This window comes from Chryseobacterium pennipullorum, from assembly GCF_003384725.1.
In the GTDB taxonomy this organism is placed as follows: Bacteria; Bacteroidota; Bacteroidia; order Flavobacteriales; family Weeksellaceae; genus Chryseobacterium; species Chryseobacterium pennipullorum.
This window is the reverse complement of sequence record NZ_QNVV01000022.1, coordinates 61,981-79,791: the sequence shown is the minus strand read 5'-3', so window position 1 is coordinate 79,791 and position 17,811 is coordinate 61,981. Positions and strand designations below refer to the sequence as shown.

The 17,811-nt window shown below is 38.9% G+C and carries 15 protein-coding genes and 1 tRNA gene; 12 read left to right on the top strand and 4 right to left on the bottom strand.

Features of this window, described 5'->3' with window-relative positions; genetic code table 11:
• Nucleotides 1-18 precede the first annotated feature (18 nt).
• Together DRF67_RS18935 and DRF67_RS18930 are read left to right on the top strand one after the other, a co-directional pair.
• Nucleotides 19-95: transfer RNA gene (locus DRF67_RS18935), tRNA-Asn, on the top strand.
• Nucleotides 96-514: 419 nt separating this feature from the next.
• On the top strand, nt 515-3,046 hold the full coding sequence (locus tag DRF67_RS18930; RefSeq protein ID WP_228435860.1) for a DUF5686 family protein: 2,532 nt from the start codon (nt 515-517) through the stop codon (nt 3,044-3,046).
• A gap of 67 nt (nt 3,047-3,113) precedes the next feature.
• Here DRF67_RS18930 and DRF67_RS21630 read toward each other — a convergent pair whose 3' ends face one another.
• From DRF67_RS21630 to rplU, 3 genes are all read right to left on the bottom strand, one after another.
• Nucleotides 3,114-3,290: a bacteriocin-like protein gene (locus DRF67_RS21630; RefSeq protein WP_165851839.1), complete on the bottom strand. Its 177-nt coding sequence runs from the start codon at nt 3,288-3,290 to the stop codon at nt 3,114-3,116.
• A 206-nt stretch (nt 3,291-3,496) separates the two neighbouring features.
• Nucleotides 3,497-3,754: a 50S ribosomal protein L27 gene (gene rpmA, locus DRF67_RS18925; RefSeq protein ID WP_115929863.1), complete on the bottom strand. Its 258-nt coding sequence runs from the start codon at nt 3,752-3,754 to the stop codon at nt 3,497-3,499.
• A 12-nt stretch (nt 3,755-3,766) separates the two neighbouring features.
• Complete coding sequence (gene rplU / locus DRF67_RS18920; protein ID WP_115929862.1) at nt 3,767-4,342, bottom strand: 50S ribosomal protein L21; 576 nt, start codon at nt 4,340-4,342, stop codon at nt 3,767-3,769.
• Between the two features lie 185 nt (nt 4,343-4,527).
• Here rplU and DRF67_RS18915 point away from each other — a divergent pair, with 185 nt between their 5' ends.
• The 8 genes from DRF67_RS18915 (at nt 4,528) to DRF67_RS18880 (ending at nt 14,455) form a co-directional block, all read left to right on the top strand.
• Nucleotides 4,528-5,415, top strand: a complete 888-nt coding sequence (locus DRF67_RS18915) for a neutral zinc metallopeptidase (protein ID WP_115929861.1) — start codon at nt 4,528-4,530, stop codon at nt 5,413-5,415.
• Between the two features lie 112 nt (nt 5,416-5,527).
• Nucleotides 5,528-6,616: an acyltransferase family protein gene (locus DRF67_RS18910; RefSeq protein ID WP_115929860.1), complete on the top strand. Its 1,089-nt coding sequence runs from the start codon at nt 5,528-5,530 to the stop codon at nt 6,614-6,616.
• 74 nt (nt 6,617-6,690) lie between these two features.
• A complete protein-coding gene (gene miaE, locus DRF67_RS18905) occupies nt 6,691-7,269 on the top strand; it encodes a tRNA-(ms[2]io[6]A)-hydroxylase (protein ID WP_115929859.1) in 579 nt (192 codons plus the stop codon).
• 24 nt (nt 7,270-7,293) lie between these two features.
• Nucleotides 7,294-7,911, top strand: a complete 618-nt coding sequence (locus DRF67_RS18900) for a DUF502 domain-containing protein (protein ID WP_115929858.1) — start codon at nt 7,294-7,296, stop codon at nt 7,909-7,911.
• Between the two features lie 90 nt (nt 7,912-8,001).
• Nucleotides 8,002-9,378, top strand: coding sequence for a tryptophanase (locus DRF67_RS18895; RefSeq protein ID WP_115929857.1), 1,377 nt, complete (start codon nt 8,002-8,004; stop codon nt 9,376-9,378).
• Between the two features lie 234 nt (nt 9,379-9,612).
• Nucleotides 9,613-10,689, top strand: a complete 1,077-nt coding sequence (locus DRF67_RS18890; protein ID WP_115929856.1) for an FAD-dependent monooxygenase — start codon at nt 9,613-9,615, stop codon at nt 10,687-10,689.
• On the top strand, nt 10,690-11,847 hold the full coding sequence (locus DRF67_RS18885; protein ID WP_115929855.1) for a pyridoxal phosphate-dependent aminotransferase: 1,158 nt from the start codon (nt 10,690-10,692) through the stop codon (nt 11,845-11,847).
• 160 nt (nt 11,848-12,007) lie between these two features.
• Nucleotides 12,008-14,455, top strand: coding sequence for a TonB-dependent receptor plug domain-containing protein (locus DRF67_RS18880; protein WP_115929854.1), 2,448 nt, complete (start codon nt 12,008-12,010; stop codon nt 14,453-14,455).
• Nucleotides 14,456-14,574: 119 nt separating this feature from the next.
• Here the strand turns inward: DRF67_RS18880 and DRF67_RS18875 are convergent, their stop codons facing one another.
• Complete coding sequence (locus tag DRF67_RS18875) at nt 14,575-15,792, bottom strand: PQQ-dependent sugar dehydrogenase (RefSeq protein WP_115929853.1); 1,218 nt, start codon at nt 15,790-15,792, stop codon at nt 14,575-14,577.
• A 106-nt stretch (nt 15,793-15,898) separates the two neighbouring features.
• Here DRF67_RS18875 and DRF67_RS18870 point away from each other — a divergent pair, with 106 nt between their 5' ends.
• Nucleotides 15,899-16,270, top strand: coding sequence for a BlaI/MecI/CopY family transcriptional regulator (locus DRF67_RS18870; protein ID WP_115929852.1), 372 nt, complete (start codon nt 15,899-15,901; stop codon nt 16,268-16,270).
• A 2-nt stretch (nt 16,271-16,272) separates the two neighbouring features.
• Nucleotides 16,273-17,706 (top strand): M56 family metallopeptidase, encoded by a 1,434-nt coding sequence (locus DRF67_RS18865; RefSeq protein ID WP_115929851.1) that lies wholly within the window; start codon nt 16,273-16,275, stop codon nt 17,704-17,706.
• Nucleotides 17,707-17,811 lie beyond the last annotated feature (105 nt).

The window sequence follows — 17,811 nt, the reverse complement described above, 5'->3', positions numbered from 1 at the left end:
ACTTAAAACAAAGGACATTCCTCCTTAGCTCAGTTGGTTAGAGCATCTGACTGTTAATCAGAGGGTCGCTGGTTCGAGCCCAGCAGGAGGAGCCAAAAAGACTTACAGTAATGTAGGTCTTTTTTATTTCCCTTTGGCTAAATACTCTTAAAGCATACCTGCCAGGCATTAAAAACTTAAGACAATTCTTAAGAGATCAGGTAAAGAAACTGCAGCATGCTAGGATGATCATCATTTTGAATTAAAAACCAAGAGATAGCCTCCTGTCAGGTTATCAATTTCACAAGTGAAACTGAATTGGCGAAACACATCCTATTCCCGGTTCAAAATGCTTATTAATTCCTTGATTTATTATATTTTAAGCCTTGTAATTTCCGTTTTAATTTTAGCAAAATCAGTATTATTTTTGTTACATTTGCTGCTTTATTCCCAACAATAAAAATATTTTTATTTTTTTCAACTTTTTAAAACAAACTGCATACTTTTTGTTTATGCTAATTGCCTGAAGAAACGAATGATGTTAAACAATAACTCCAAAAAAACTTATTTTTTATTTTTTTTCCTGATACTCTCCTGCTCCGCATATGGTCAAAACAAAGCCAGCGGAAAGATTGTTGATGAAAAGAACGGCAAGGAGCTTAATAAAGTTGATATTTTCATCAACGACGACAAGACCCCTGCTCTCACCACTCTATCAGGAAGCTTCACGGTTCAGTCGGACAGTATCATTCGTCAGTTAAAATTTTCAAGAAAAAGCTATACTACAGAAACTCTCGACATTACCCCCGAAACTGCTGAAAATATTTTTGTCCAGCTTTCCCAGGCGAAAGTGAGCACAATCCAGGAGGTTGTTATTCAAAGCGGAAAACCCAAGTATAAAAACAAGAAAGAGAACCCGGCTTATGCTATTATGCAGAAAGTATGGGCACAGAAAAGAAACAATGGGCTGGAGAAATTTGATACTTATTCATACAAAGAATACGAAAAAACACAATTTGATCTTAACAATCTCGACAGCACATTTATGAAGAAGAAAATCTTCAATAAGCTCGATTTCATTTTCGATTATGCTGATTCTACTGCCAGTGGAAGATTAGGACTTCCTATCTTTATAAATGAGGCAGTTTATGAAAATTACGGAAAAAACAAGCCCGACAAAGACAAAAAAAGAACAATGGTTGCCCAGAAGACTTCAGGGTTTCAGGACAATCAGGTCATCACGGTTTCGGCTAAAAACCTGTACCGGGAAATCAATATTTACGACAACACACTTAATTATTTTGATATTGGCTTTCAGAGTCCTGTGGGCACAGATGGTTTTGCCACCTACGACTACAGCCTTGTAGACACCATTTCGATCCGGGGTGAGCAGGCGTTTCAAATAAGATATCAGCCTAAAAGAAAAGATGTATTGGCCTTTCAGGGAAACCTGTATATAGATACGGACACTTATGCTGTTTTAGGTGCCACTTTAAAGTCAACCCAGAAGATCAATGTCAACTTTGTCAACAGTGTCTATACTCAGGTGGAATATGACAATCCTGATGAAACGACATTTCTCCCTAAAAAACTGGTTACGGAATTTGAGATGAGCCCTTTTTCGAAAAAGAAAGGTTCCAAAAGTATTATAGCCAAGAGATCCGTAGATTACTCCAACTATGAGTTCAACAAACCTATTGATCCCCAGCTATTTAAACGGAAAGAAGAGGAGTATGATGATAAATTCACGGACAAAGACGAGGCCTATTGGACCAAGGCCAGACCGGACACGTTATCTAAAGCCGAGCAGGGCGTATACAGTATGCTGGATCAGCTTCAGCAAACTCCTAAATTCAATCGGATAGTGAAACTGGTTGAAACTCTCGGCTCCCGTTATTATAACGCCTTTAAAGGGGTTGATATCGGTCCTATTTTCTCTATCTATGGAAGAAACGAAGTGGAAGGTGACAGAATTCGACTGGGAGCACGCTCCTACTTTGGGCTCAACGATCCATGGAGAGTTCAGTTTTATACAGCATATGGATTTAAAGATCAACAGGTGAAATACGGAGTTGATGCGCGCTTTATGTTCAACCGGCTCAATCGTTTCATGATTGGGGCGGGTACCAGCAGAGATATTGTTCAACTTGGTGGAGCTCTTACCTCCGGAGATGGAGTAACTTCTCCCTCTTCATCTACAAGTACATTTTTTGCAAGAGGTGAAAATATTTCCCTCAGTTCTGTCAACCAGACCAATGTCTTTGCAGCCATTGAACCATGGAAAAACATACAGTTTAGGGTAGATGGAGTAATGCAAAGCATTAAATCTGCTATCCCCGAGAAGTTTAATCTCATGTATTATAAGGATGGCCGTTTACGAAAAACGGTGAATGATTCCCATGTTACGATCAGCGTCATTGCAAGGCCCGGAGCAAGGTTTTCTCAGACCGGAATAGATCGTTACCAGGCCCGAAATCTGGCCCCAACCATCGTTTTAAGATATACGAGAGGGATAGAAGGGCTCTTCAATGCTGATTTTAATTATGATAAGCTGCAGTTTATGTTCTATAAACCGTTTTTGATCGGAACTTTGGGAAAAACGATTGTTAATTTTGAAGCCGGAAAAAACTTTAATACCGTTCCGCTTGCATTGCAAAACATCATACCCGCCAATCTTTCTTATGGTTTAGTTCCTAATACTTTTGCTCAGCTTAATTATTATGAGTTTGTCGCAGACACTTATACCACGCTTCATCTTGAACACCACTTCAACGGTAAAATACTTTCCTATATTCCTTTGATCAAAAAACTAAAGTTTAGAGAAGTCGCTTTTATACGAGGAGCATACGGTACTTTAAGCGATGCCTCCAAGGCCATTAACGTAGAGGGCATTAAATATTCTGCACCAAGTGACCATATCTATTATGAGTACGGATTCGGTATTGAAAATATAGGAATAGGAAACCTGAGACTTTTCAGGGTAGATTTTAACTGGAGGGGAAATTATCTTGACCGGCCGGATGTTTCAAAATTTGGCATTAAGGCAGGTATGCAGGTAGAATTCTAACAAGAAATAAAAGACTACAGAATCGGCGGCTTCTTCGAAGCCGCCGATTGTTATTTTAAGTTTACGATCAGCAATTACAAGGAAATGCTTCCTCTATGGCATTCAGACAATACTGCTGCTGCCAGGAGCTTAATCTGCACCATTCTGCACATGTTGTAATGATAAAGTCCGGGCAAATATAATCATTGCCATTACCATTGATCTGTTTCAGATTTCTCTTTGTCAGTTTTTGTAAATTTTTCATAGGTATTGTGTTTTTATTAATCGCCTGATCAATACGTCTATTGGCTAGCCGCAGACGATTGGTTATTTGATCATTAACAAATATATAAACACTTATCTAACCTTTTAATACCTTGTGGGTTATATCTTCCCTTACCCCAGCAGAAAGCAGCAAAAAAGCCCCAACAAAAGTTGAGGCTTGATTTTTTATAAAACGCTTATAATTAATTATGCGTTTGGCTCTACAGATACGAAAGATCTGTTGTTTGCTTTCTTTCTGAAAACTACTTTACCATCGATTAATGCAAACAAAGTGTGATCTTTACCGATTCCCACGTTATCACCTGGGTGGTGCTGAGTACCTCTTTGTCTAACAATAATATTTCCGGCAATAGCTTCTTGTCCTCCGAAAATCTTCACACCTAATCTTTTAGAGTGAGACTCTCTACCGTTCTTGGAACTACCGACTCCTTTCTTGTGTGCCATTTTATTACTGGATTATTTATTAAGTGCTTTAAATTGATCGATATTCTTAACGATAGCAGCATCTACTTCTTCGTGAGTAAGAATATTTTTTTCTAATTCAACTTTAACTGCTTTACCTAAAGTAATTAAAGTTTCTCTGTTTTCTTTAGACTGAGACAATCCGTTTTTCTTCAAGTGGTAGTTCAGCTCGTGATCTTCACCGAAGTTAACAGTTGCGTTGTCAGAAAGAACTTCAGACTTAGCAGTTTCTTTTTTAGCTGCTTTTTTAGCTCCACCTTCAAAACCGGTAATACCAGTGATAACGATTTGAGTTAAAGATTGTCTGTGACCGTTTTTCACTTTGTAACCTTTTCTTCTTTTCTTTTTGAAAACGATTACTTTATCAGCTTTTACGTGGTCAAGAATCTCTGCTTCTACAGTGATTCCGCTTACAGCTGGGGCGCCTACAGTGATTGCTCCGTTTACAGTAAGAAGAACTTTATCGAAAGAAACTTTTCCTCCTTTGTCTCCTTTTAAACGGTTTACAAACAACTTCTGGTCTTGCTCAACTTTGTATTGAAGCCCTGCTATTTCTACAATTGCAAACATTGTTTATAAAATTTTTAGTTATTTCGAGGTGCAAATATACAAATAAATTATAAACCCCTTACAATCAAAGCAATGTTTTTTCAAAATAAAACCTATTCACTATGCTTTGAATAATTTTTTGCAATAATGTACTCACACTTAAGAGATAATTTCATACCTTCGTTTTACCAAATTGAATTTAATATATGAAAAGAAACTTTAATCTCTGCTTAATAGCAGGCGCCATCGCTGCCACTTCCCTGGCGGCGTGTAGTGATGACAAGATGGACGACAACGTCCTTCCTCAACAGGAAGTGCAAAGCGCAACAATTGAACAACCCGGAGAACTTGAAAAAATCTGTTCTTACGTAGACAATTATTGGAGCAGCTCTGCTGTATTGAAAACTTCTCTTCAGAATTCTACAGATACCAACTTCATGAATTCTCAAATGACTAAAATTGCCAGTCTCTGGGGAAGAAGCAATCCAACATTGCGTTTTGTAGATGATCCGTCCAACTTCAACTCGACCTACAATGCCATTTCCTATTCTACAGGAAAAATTTACTATGGGTATGCGATCTATTATGATGCAAAATCAAAAGGTGGCGACATTGTGAATGCTATGATCCTTGCTCATGAATATGGCCACCAGTTGCAGTATATCTTTGGTCTTCCAAGTACCAGCGAGAATACAGCAAGGCCCAATGAGTTGGAAGCAGATGGATTTGCAGGATATTACCTGAGAAGACCAAATGGTTATAACAAGACCAATTTCTCAGAAATTGCAGCTGCTTACGAATTCGCTCAGAGCATCGGCGATTATCAGACTTCAAGTCCCAATCATCACGGTACTCCTGCACAAAGAAGGTCAGCAGTGCGTTTAGGTTTCCTTTTAGGACAATATGACCTGAATGCCTCAAATTTTGACTATAATTTCTTTTACTATTATCAAGGTGTTCTGAACGGCACCTATAAAATGGGGAAAAACATAGCTAATCCTGAAATTGACGCCTACATGAGTCAATATATAGATGAGCTTAAAAAAATTCAAACCGGAGAAATTTCTGCGGAAGAATTTAAAAACCTTAAATAAACGGAAACATTCATTTTTAGCATATTTAAGAAAGGAGGCGGGCGATTTGTTCTGCCTCTTTTATTTGAAAAGTAACAGAAGTTTTATTTACTTTTGATCCATATCTATAATAATGAACAGAGATCTCTATATTGATTTCGCCAAAGGATTGGCAACACTATCCATTATATTCATCCATACTGCGTTCTGGTCGGGACAATTTTATATTCCGGCAGAGATAAGGGTATTTTCTCTCGTTTTTGATGTCGCTCTTTTTTATGCATTAAGCGGAATTACTTCAGGTGCCCATATTGAAAAAACGCTCTATCGGCTACTGAAGCTCCAGATCACCTATATGATCTTTGTAACTTTTCTTTTCTTCCTGGATTACTTCTTTAAAGTTTTTGGCCTTGCTTTCTTTTCATTGGAATGGCTCCAGAACTTTTATTCCACATTTGGTTCAAAATATTCTACTACCGGTATTTCAGCATACCCTCAATGGCAGAATCTTGGGAACTGGTACCTCCACCAGTATTCTAATGCTGATACTTTCCCGGTTGTCATGGGTAGTTTCTGGTATCTTAAGGTCTATTTTATCCTGACTGTTTTCGGAGTATTGATCCTCCGGTTTTTCCCAAGACATATCAACTGGTTCATCGGACTTTGCATCGGCCTAACTCTACTATTCAATGTATATCCGGATTATTACCCATCAGGTCAGGTAGGATATGTAGCTTTTTACCTGGCCGTATTTTTAATTGGAAACAGAATGCGTGGAAAAAAAATCTCCAGCAGAACAATTCCGTTTTTATACGCACTTGTTGCGGGAGCTCTGATATGGATGTTCTGGTACTATGGAAATGAAATTTTCTACAGGATCAATAAAAATAAATTTCCGCCACAGATTCCTTATATCATTTGGACATTTTTCTCGTTGGTTACATTATTCGTTCTTTACAACAGGCTGAAGGTTACCAAAGAAAACGTTATCACTTATATCGGTAAAAATGCCATTTTCTTTTATTTCGCGCAGGGAATCAGCTCATCACTGATCTATTTCCTGGTCGTTCCATTAAAGGAAAATATGCCCTGGTGGCTGCTGATGATTCTGATCTATTTCATCAACATTATTCTGGCATTCATCATTTCTGCGTGCCTAAAAAAGATAGATGGTACAGGATGGAACATTTTGGAATTCTTAAGAAGAAAGACCGCTTCTTAGTAGTTTAATGGGTAAATTGAAATAAAGTAATATTTCTTGCCCCAATTTGTTTAAATTTACAAAAATTTTATAACATGTTTAAGTTGAAACTTCCTACCGACCCAAGGTGGGCAAATATTGCAGAAGGAAACATTGGAGAAATTTTAACCGATCATGCCTGGTGCGAACAAAAAGCAGCGACCAATGCTATTGGTCTGATCACAATGCTTCCTGAATATCCCGAAATCGTCACAGAGCTTCTTGCTATAGCACAGGAGGAGCTGGATCATTTCAATCAGGTTCATGAGATCATTAAAAAAAGAGGCTACACTTTTGGAAGAGCCAGAAAGGACGATTACGTCAATGAACTGGCCAAATTTATCATCCAGGGAAGCAGAGAAGACCTTATCGTGGACAAAATGCTGTTTGCCGCAATGATAGAGGCCAGAAGTTGTGAAAGATTCAAAGTACTTACCGAAAACATTAAAGATGAAGAACTTAAGGTGTTTTATAAGGAACTGATGATTTCAGAAGCCAATCATTACACTACGTTCATAGGATTTGCCCGAAAGCTTGGCGACCCCGAAAAAGTCAACCAACGATGGGAAGAATGGCTGGAATACGAAGCCGGTATTATAAAATCATACGGAAACAAAGAAACCATCCACGGTTAAAAACAGTAAAGTAAATAGCAGAAGTTGAAGAAACCTACCTTTGAAAGTATTGCCAACCTTTTCCTGAAAAATTTTTTCCAGGGATTGGTGATTATCGGCCCTATCGGACTTACCATTTTTGTAATCTGGTACATCGTCAGCGCCATAGACAATCTTGTCCCCTCACTTGCCAAGCAGGTTCCGGGACTGGTTTTCGTTTCCATTATATTGCTTACAGCTATTTTAGGATATCTGGGAAATAAATTTGTTGTCGGGAGATTTTTTTTCGACACGATGGACAGTTTACTGGAAAAAACCCCTGGAATAAAACATATTTACACGCCTACCAAGGACGTCATGTCTTCATTTGTAGGGGATAAGAAAAAATTCAACGATCCTGTATGGGTAAAAACCAATGAAAATCCGGAAATCTGGAGAATTGGTTTTTTAACTCAGAAAGAAATGTCAGACGTTGACAAACATAATTACGTTGCGGTATACCTGCCTCACTCCTATGCGATTTCGGGCTGGGTAATTGTTACTGAAGAAAAAAACATCAAACCTGTAGTGGGAATGACTGCCGCCTCGGCCATGAAATTTGCCGTAAGTGGTGGTGTAGCCGGATTCCATTCTGACGATAATATATTTAAAGCCCCAGAATAAGTCCGCTTACCGCTTTATCTATACATTGATGAATTTGAAAATTATTTTCAAACCGATTTTCTTTACAAACAATTAAAAACATATTTACTCATGAAATTACCGTACGCGGAGCCTTTCCGCATTAAAATGGTGGAGGAAATCTACCAGTCTACAAGAGACGAAAGAGAACAATGGCTTAAAGAAGCAAACTATAATCTTTTCAATTTAAAATCCTCCCAGGTATATATTGATCTGCTCACTGATTCGGGAACCGGTGCCATGTCTGATAAACAGTGGGGCGCCCTGATGACCGGAGATGAAAGCTATGCGGGATCCCGTTCTTTTGAACAACTGCAGAAGACAGTAGAAAGAATCACAGGTTTCAAATACCTGCTGCCTACCCACCAGGGAAGAGCTGCTGAAAACGTCCTTTTTTCAGTATTGGTAAAGGAGGGTGATGTAGTTCCTGGTAACTCTCATTTTGATACCACAAAAGGGCATATAGAATTCAGAAAAGCACATGCAATAGACTGTACGATAGATGAAGCATTTGACATTAATGATCTTCATCCTTTTAAAGGAAATATTAATCTTGAAAAATTAGAGGACGTTTACAAGAGTCATCCAAAGGAAAGCATTCCCTTCTGCCTGATTACCATTACCTGCAACTCATCAGGAGGGCAGCCTGTTTCTTTGGAAAACATGAAGGCAGTGAAAGCACTTTCTGATCAATATGGAATTCCTGTATTTTTTGATTCAGCAAGGTTTGCAGAAAATGCCTACTTCATTAAGCAAAGAGAAAAAGGTCAGGAAAACAGAAGTATTAAAGAAATCTGTAAGGAGGTATTTTCCTATGGGGATGGAATGACCATGAGTTCGAAAAAGGACGGATTGGTTAACATTGGTGGATTTATCGCCCTGAATAATGAAGATATTTTCAGAAAAGCATCCAACTTCACCATTATCTATGAAGGCTTTATTACCTATGGCGGAATGGCGGGAAGAGATATGGCCGCATTGGCTGTAGGTCTTGACGAAGCCACTGAGTTTGCATATCTGGAAAGCAGAATTTCGCAGGTTGAATACCTGGGCAATAAACTCATAGAATATGGAATTCCTGTTCAAAAGCCTATCGGAGGACATGCTGTTTTCATCGATTCATTAAATTTCCTTCCCAATGTTTCCCGTGAAGAATATCCGGCGCAGACTTTAGGACTTGAAATTTATAAGGAAGCAGGAATCAGAACGGTGGAAATCGGGACCTTACTGGCCGACAGAGATCCTGAGACAAGGCAAAACCGTTATCCAAAGCTTGAGCTTGTACGTCTGGCAATTCCACGAAGAACGTATACCAACAATCATATGGATTATATTGCAGCCGCTATCCATAATGTATATGAGCGAAGAGAAGAAATTGCAAAAGGGTATAAAATCACCTGGGAACCAGAAATATTGAGACATTTTACTGTTCAGCTTGAAAAAGCATAAAATACAAACCGGAAGCTCCTTCCGGTTTTTTTATTAAGCAGTCTTTTGACATTACCCGTCATAAAAACTACTTGCCTCATCGTCTTATCTTTCTATTAGGTTTTCAAGAATCCAAAATCAATTTGCTTTATTTTTTATAAATAATGAATGTTTTTAATTTACTTTTGTAATGATTTACAAAAATCGAATCAAAAATCACTTAAACACTAACCTGAAAAAAATCTTTATTCTGAAATGAACAAAATTGCTGTCGTGGGTGCCGGAATTTCTGGCTTAAGCATGGCGAATTATTTAGAGAAACACAAAATAGACTACCACCTCTATGAAAGAAGAAAAAAAGAAGATCTGGCAGGCCATGGCTTTCTCATCCCACAGGAAGGCATTGAGTACCTTTCCCATATTATCGACCCTGTCCTTCTTTTCAAACATGGAAATTTTCTCAAAAAGTATATACAGTATTCCCATACGGGAAAAGTAATTGCAGAAAAAAAACTGGACCAGGTTTTTGCGATCTCAAGGCTCTCACTGATTCATCTTTTAACCCAAAACATCCCAGATAATAAAATAACCTATGGAGAAACCGTCAGTCTCTGTGACAAGGAAAAAGGAAGATTAATAAAGTCTGACGGCACGTATCTGGACACCCCTATGGCAGTGATTTCCGACGGTTCCCGAAGCAGAATAAGACGTGAGGTTTTTAAAGAACAAAAAATGAGATTGGTGCGAGAGTGTGAAGTGGTCAATATCATTACCGACCGGGAGATTACATCCAGAATTGACGATGACTTCATAAAATTTCATCATGAAGATGGCGGACTTACTTTTGGTGTTCTTAAACTTTCCGTAGACACCATTCTATGGTATGCACAATTTGACATTGAAAAATACAGAATTAATGAATGTTCAGGGAATCAATTAAAGCAATATATGCTTGAAGTATTTGAGAACTGGGATCCTCTGGTCTCAGCAATACTACAGTCCTCAAGCTATCAGAATATACACTTGTGGTCTGTGTATGAGTTGGAAAAGCTTAACCCTTTTTTCACGGACCGTATGGTTTTCATTGGAGATGCCGCCCACCCTTTAATTCCATTTACAAGTCAGGGAGTAACCTCAGCACTGAAAGATGCTTTTGTGCTCACCAAATATTTGGTTCAGGAATCCTGCCTGACTACCGCTTTCACCAAATATGAAGCAGAAAGAAAAGCGGAAATTGAAACTCATATCAACAATGGAAGGGCACTGCTGAACCAATTTCTATTGCCATTGACCCAGTATTCAAAAAATATTTTACCTATATCTTACAAATAAATGTTTACCAATAACGATATCAACTTTGAAGCCCTAAAAAGAAAAGCCTATAATGGAAGGTGGGCTACACTTGACGATGGGATTATCCCGCTAACAGCTGCAGATCCGGACTTCAGAACGGCTCCGGAAATAGAACAGGGAATTATCGATTACATCAAGGACGGCTATCTGAGCTATGGCCCTTTTTCGGGTCTCCCAGAGTTTAAACAAAGTGTTGCCACCCATTTCAATACAGAAAAAGGAGGAACATTTTCTCCTGAAAATGTACTGGCAGTTAATAGTGCTGCTCAGGGAATGTTTCTTATTGCATCTTATGTCTTGAAATCCGGAGATGAAGCCATTATCCTGGATCCTGTAGATTTTCTCTTTAAAAAATCAGTTGAAGCAGCAGGTGGCACCGTAAAATTGTGCCCCGTGGATACCGTGAGCGGAGCTATCGATTTTGAGAAGCTCGTTGCCCTGATCAAGCCGAAAACAAAACTTATCAGCATCTGCAATCCTCATAACCCATTGGGAAAAGTATATTCGAAGGAAATTCTGAGAAAAATCGCCGAAATTGCAGCAACCCATGACCTGTGGGTCATGAGTGATGAGATCTGGAGCGATATCATCTACGACAATCGTAAATTTCACACCTATTCATTTGTTTCTGAAGCGGCAAAGAAAAAAAGCTTCACGGTTTACGGCTTTTCAAAGTCATTTGGAATCGCAGGATTAAGAATAGGAGCCGTCCTTTGTCATGATCAGGAGATCCTTGCAGATTTTACGGAGAAATCCAATTTCAATTCCACGATAGAAGGGGTTTCTACTCTTTCACAGATTGCAGGAAGCGTAGCACTGGAAAAGGCGAAACCCTGGTTTAATGAATTTCTTAATCAACTACAACAAAACAGGGATCTTGTCTTCAATCTGTTAAGTCGTTCTGAGATTCTCACGCCAAATCTGCCCGAAGCTACTTTTGTTTTATTTCCGAAGATAGAAAACGGAATGTCTGCTGAAAGATTTGTTCAACACGTTTTAGAACAAGGGAAGGTTGCCATTGTACCCGGATCGGAAAGATGGTTCGGGAGAGGAGCAGAAGGACATGTCAGAATTTGTTTTTCTACTTCTCAGGAAATTCTGGAGGAAGGAATCACCAGGATTACTTCAAGCTTTTAAAGTTTATAATTTTCATTAAATTAAACAAATTAACTATTTTTTTTCTAATATTTTAGATAAACGCAATAGAATTAAGACTTCCATAACAAATAATTAATTTTGTCGATGATTTAAAAATAAATATTGATAATTTTGATCATATCACACCAAAATTATCAATATGAAAATAAAATACATCAGTATCATTTTCTTAAGTGCATCCTCGCTATCGTACGCACAGCAGGTTAAAGACACACTTATCAAAGAGTCAAAGATAGACGAGGTTGCCATCACGGGAAGCCGGAACAAAAAAAGAACGGTTACCAACACCCCGGTTCCCATTGACATTATCGACATCAAACAGGTAAGCCAGTCTACGGGTCAGGTGGAAGTAAACCAGCTGCTGCAGTTTTCCGCTCCTTCTTTTAATTCTAATAAACAGTCGGGCTCAGACGGTGCCGATGCCGTAGATCCTGCTACCCTAAGAGGACTCGGACCGGATCAGACCCTTCTTCTCCTTAATGGGAAACGATACCACCAGTCTTCCCTGATTAATCTGTTCGGAACCAAGGGTAGAGGAAATACAGGGTATGATATGAATACCATCCCGATCGGAGCGATCAAGAGAGTGGAAGTTCTTCGTGACGGCGCCTCAGCACAATATGGTTCGGATGCCATAGCCGGAGTGATTAATGTGATCCTTAATGACCGTGACAAAGGTTTTGAAGGAAATGCTTTCTATGGAATGAATCTTTTTAAGAGCCCTGGAAACAATGATGTGGTTTCAGACCATTCTATCGACGGAACCACATTTAATTTTAACGGGAATCTGGGAACTAAAATTGGTTCGAAAGGTGGCTTTGGGAATTTCACTGCAGAATTTATCAATAAAGATTATGCGATAAGGAATGCAAATCCGGATATTTACAACGATCCGGATCCTGCTCCGCGACAACGTTTCGGGGATGCTAAAGCTCAAAATATATACTTTTTTGGCAATATTGAACTTCCCCTATCCGACGGACTCAAATTCTATTCCCGTCAAGGCTTTTCACACAGAAATACGAAAGCTTATGCATGGACACGAACAGCGAATGATGACAAAAATATTCCTGAAATCTATCCTAACGGCTTCAACCCTATAGAAAATACCAGTATTACAGACTTCACTTTCGACAATGGATTAAAATTCAAAGTAGCAAATTGGGATGTTGATTTTTATAACGCATTCGGAAATAACAGATTTACCTATCAGATTGATCAAACTCTAAATGCAACAATGGGACTAAAATCTCCCACCAGCTTTAATGCAGGAGGACATTCGTTATTACAAAATACCACTGGATTTAATGCGGTACGACAATTCCAGGTCCTCAAAGGGCTTAATATTGCCTTCGGATCTGAATACAGATATGAAAAATTTGACATTATAAGAGGAGAGGAATCCTCATACGCAATGTATGATATCAATGGAAATGTAGTCACCGCAAACACTCCACAAAATTTATGGGTAACGATTCCCGGTTCTGATCCTGTTCGATACCGGCCAGGAGGCGCACAGGGGTTTCCCGGCTACTCTGTTGATTTAAACAAAAGCAGAAACAATTTTGCGGCCTATATTGATACGGAACTTGATATTACAGATCAATGGATGATCAGCGCCGCGGGAAGGTTCGAGAATTACAATGACTTTGGAAGCACCCTGAATGGTAAGCTTGCGACCCGCTATGCCTTTACCCCTCAATTTGCTTTCAGGGGATCTGTATCTACAGGTTTCAGAGCGCCTTCTTTAGCCCAGAAATATTACAGCCAGCAGTTTACTAATTTTCAAGAGGGTCAGCTAGTCACCATTCAGCTGGCATCGAATGATAGTGATCTGGCCAATAAACTGGGCATCGAGCAACTTAAGCAGGAAACTTCTGTAAACGGAAGTGCAGGATTCACATTCAACACCGGAAAATTTACCGCTACAGTAGACGGCTATTACATCAGTGTAAAAAACAGAATTGTTCTGACGGGCTACTTTCCAAAAGAAGAACTTCCCACAGAACTTCAGCAACAATATCCTTTTATAGATCAGGTACAATTCTTCTCGAATGCAATAGACACCAGAACTAAAGGGATTGACGTGATATTGAGCTACAGTGAAAATCTGGGTGCCGGTAAACTCACAGCAACATTAGCTGGAAATTATAATGACATGGAGATTACCAATGTAAATACTTCAGACCAATTAAAAGGGAAAGAGGATACTTATCTGAGCGCCAGAGAAAGAGCTTTTATTCTTGCCTCTGCTCCTAAGACCAAAATCAATCTGAACCTTAACTACAAAATCAGCAAATTCAACGCTAATGTGCAATTGGTAAGATTTGATAAAGTAACGCTGATCGGTTATGATGATTCCGAACAGGTATACAACCCTAAAGTAACCACTGATTTATCCTTCGGGTATGAGTTTTCTCAAAACCTGAATCTGACTTTGGGAAGCAAAAATGTCTTTAACAGATATCCTACCTTACAAAGTGCACACGTCACGACTGGAAATACGGAGGCAGGCGGAATCTTTGATCCTGTACAGATGGGATTCGCCGGAAGACAAGTTTTTGCCAGACTTAATTTTAAGTTTTAAGAAGAGATAAGCCGGAAGAGGGAGGATAAAATTTACTGTTGCTGGTTGTGACGAGAACCTTCATCTTCCAGTCTTTGGCTTCCACTAAAAAACCTGCTGAAATTTTCAGCAGGTTTTTTTTATTTTTTGGAAATTTTGTACAACTTTCCACTGTCTGTGACTCCGTATAGATTACCGTCAATTCCGTTCAACACATCCCTGAAACGCTCTTTCTGATCTGCAAGGAGACGCTCTTCTCCCACAACTTTATTATCTTTCATCACGATTCGGTCGATATGTTCGCCGCTTAAGCAGCCAATAAAGAGGTTTGCTTTCCATTCTTCAATATTCCCCGTATAGAAGGTTACTCCGGAAGGCGAGATCACAGGATCCCAGTAATAGACCGGCTGCACCGTTCCTTCTTTTTGGGTAATGCCCTGCCCCACTTTATCTCCGGAATACTCTATACCGTAGGTAACATCTCCCCAGCCATAGTTTTTTCCCGCTTCAATCAGATTAATTTCGTCTCCTCCTCTGGGTCCCATTTCCACATCCCACAGATTTCCATTGGGATCTATAGCCATTCCCTGCGGGTTTCTTACGCCATAGGCATAAATTTCGGGCTTGTAGCCTTGTTTGCCTATAAACGGGTTTCCGGGTGCCGGTTTCCCGTCTTTTGTAATTTTCAGAATTTTGCCTAAGTAATTATCTGTTTTCTGAGCATAGACCCGGGTTACTTTATCTGATCGTTCTCCGGTACTTACAAATAAGTTTCCGTCTTTATCAAATTCCAGCCTGCTTCCATAATGCTTATCGCCATCGTAGGAAGGCTCAGCACGGAAGATGACTTTCACGTCTGTAATACTTTTAAGATCACCGGACAGTTTTCCTTTTGCCACTGAAGTCAGATTCCCTTTTCCGAAAGGTTCTGAAAAGCTGAAATAGATCAAAGAATTGGAACTATAATCAGGATCAAGGGCTACATCAAGCATTCCTCCCTGGCCCTTTGAATCTACTTTTGGGAATCCTTCTATTTTTGAAACCTGCTTTCCGTCTTTTGAGACGACGTTCATATGCCCTCTCTTATCGGTGATAAGAAACCTTCCATCAGGGAGATTAATGATTCCCCATGGTTTTCCGAGATCTTTGTTCAGGATATCTACAGCATAAGCCGTTGTTGTTTTCACAGCCTTGATTCTTGTTTGTCCTTTAAAAGCAGGCTGATAGTCAGAATTAGGCTGGTCTGCCTCCACACTCCCATCACTGCTTACTTTTTGAGCATTCGCGTGATTTTCTTTGCAAGATGATAAAATTAGAAAAACACTTAAAAACGGAACATAAAATTGATTGATTTTCATAGTATTATGATTAGGTGAATACAAATGAATGGAAAAATAATGCCATAAAAATTTGTGTAATAAAAATTTTATTCTACATTTGTAGAACAAATTACAACATTGTAGAATGAAAGAGATTAAATTGACAGATTCTGAAAAGGTTTTAATGGATATTCTTTGGGAGAAGAAAAACATTTTTATGAAAGATATCCTGGAAGAATACCCGGATCCTAAACCTGCTGCTACAACAGTCGCCACATTGCTCAAAAGAATGCAGAATAAGGAGCTTGTTGGATATACACTGTATGGAAATTCCCGAGAATACTACCCTAAAGTAGAAAAAGGAGAATATTTCAAGGAGGAAATGACTTCAATGATTGACCGTTTTTTCAACAGCTCATTAACACAGTTTGCATCATTCTTTACATCCAATGCAAAACTGAGCCAAAAACAATTGAAAGAACTCCGCGATATTATAGATGAACAGATAAAAGAATAAATATGGAGGCTGTTATTCTAAAAATTATTCTTTGCTCCTCGGTCTTTATTGCCGTCTACTATATGTTTCTGGAGAAAGAGAGAATGTACCGGTTCAACAGGCTTTATTTATTGAGCTCACTGGTCCTTTCTAATGTGATTCCGTTTATTACAGTCACACTGCCTGCTTTCGGAGCAGAAAAAAAGCCCGGACTTGTGATTGATGAAATCGTGCAGGTTGTATCTGTCCGTTCCCAGCATGAAAGCAGTTTTAGCTGGGTGCATATTGTCTGGATTATATACATTTCAGTAACAGTACTTCTGCTGATAAAAAGCCTTGCAGCCTTTATAAAAGTTAAAAGGATCAAAGGAGAACAATGGATTTACCAGAATTACCGGATTATCCTGACTGCTGAGAGTTTTTCTCCTTTCAGCTTCTGGAACACAATGTATATGGGCAAAAATTACGTTCAAAACAACGCAATAGATCCAAGAATATTTCTGCACGAAAAAAGCCACCTTGATCAGAAACACAGCGTAGATCTAATACTTGTGGATATGCTGAAGATTTTCACATGGTTTAATCCTGTTATTTTTCTCTATAAAAAAGCGATGATAACCAATCACGAGTTTTTAGCGGATGAAGCCGTTTTACAGAACCACTTCAACATGAAAGATTATCAGAATCTGATTCTCGAAGAAATTATCACAAGCCAGAATCAACACCTTACCCATTCATTTAATTTTAACAATACCAAAAAAAGATTTATTATGATGAAAGCAAAAAAAACAAAGTTCAGTAACGTACGGAAAACAGCAGGTATCACTGCACTCATAGCAGCCACCTTTTTATTTTCCGAAAAGATTTATGCTACTCATCCTTCAGTATCTGAAGAGATAACAAGCACAAGATCAAATCAGCATCTTGACAAAGAGGATGGTAACAACTTATTGAGTAACAAAACGGATCCGGCACTTTCAAAAAGGGATGATAAGAATGCCGTGTTTCAGCAGGAAAAGCCCGAAACGATAAGGGAAGTCAGAGAGAATGTAAAAGCCATACCGGATACAATATCTCCAAAAAAACCAGCTGAAACACTAAGCAACGAGGGTAAAAACACATCAATAACCATGAATTCAGAATCAGACAAAGGTCTTATTCAGCCCCAATATCCTGATGGAATGAAAGTGCTCCGATCCAAAATAGGCAATACCATGGATATAAGTATACTCACTCCTAAAAAAGGCTCCATCACATCAACAGCCTATATCCATATTGATGCAAAGGGAAAAGCAACCGATATTACTACTTCGGGAGATGATGATGCCATGAACAGGGAGCTTCTGCGAACGATTACCGCTATCAGCAATGAAACGACCTGGAAACCCGCCACGCAAAACGGACAAGCCATAGCCTCCGTATTGAAAGTGCCTGCTACTCTTACTTTTGCCAACTAAATACAAGCGCTAAACCTTTAGCGCTTTTTTCATATCCTTTAATCTCCAATAGTCTATAGAAAAAGGAAAAGCAATTACGATAGATCAGTTGAATTTTTATTATCA

Coding starts and splice junctions, on each gene's coding strand:
- DRF67_RS18875 (WP_115929853.1), bottom strand. CDS start 15,792: ATGAAAATCAATCAATTTTATGTTCCGTTTTTAAGTGTTTTTCTAATT.
- DRF67_RS18890 (WP_115929856.1), top strand. CDS start 9,613: ATGAACAAAATTGCTGTCGTGGGTGCCGGAATTTCTGGCTTAAGCATG.
- DRF67_RS21630 (WP_165851839.1), bottom strand. CDS start 3,290: ATGAAAAATTTACAAAAACTGACAAAGAGAAATCTGAAACAGATCAAT.
- rplU (WP_115929862.1), bottom strand. CDS start 4,342: ATGTTTGCAATTGTAGAAATAGCAGGGCTTCAATACAAAGTTGAGCAA.
- miaE (WP_115929859.1), top strand. CDS start 6,691: ATGTTTAAGTTGAAACTTCCTACCGACCCAAGGTGGGCAAATATTGCA.
- DRF67_RS18895 (WP_115929857.1), top strand. CDS start 8,002: ATGAAATTACCGTACGCGGAGCCTTTCCGCATTAAAATGGTGGAGGAA.
- DRF67_RS18870 (WP_115929852.1), top strand. CDS start 15,899: ATGAAAGAGATTAAATTGACAGATTCTGAAAAGGTTTTAATGGATATT.
- DRF67_RS18885 (WP_115929855.1), top strand. CDS start 10,690: ATGTTTACCAATAACGATATCAACTTTGAAGCCCTAAAAAGAAAAGCC.
- DRF67_RS18910 (WP_115929860.1), top strand. CDS start 5,528: ATGAACAGAGATCTCTATATTGATTTCGCCAAAGGATTGGCAACACTA.
- rpmA (WP_115929863.1), bottom strand. CDS start 3,754: ATGGCACACAAGAAAGGAGTCGGTAGTTCCAAGAACGGTAGAGAGTCT.
- DRF67_RS18930 (WP_228435860.1), top strand. CDS start 515: ATGATGTTAAACAATAACTCCAAAAAAACTTATTTTTTATTTTTTTTC.
- DRF67_RS18865 (WP_115929851.1), top strand. CDS start 16,273: ATGGAGGCTGTTATTCTAAAAATTATTCTTTGCTCCTCGGTCTTTATT.
- DRF67_RS18915 (WP_115929861.1), top strand. CDS start 4,528: ATGAAAAGAAACTTTAATCTCTGCTTAATAGCAGGCGCCATCGCTGCC.
- DRF67_RS18880 (WP_115929854.1), top strand. CDS start 12,008: ATGAAAATAAAATACATCAGTATCATTTTCTTAAGTGCATCCTCGCTA.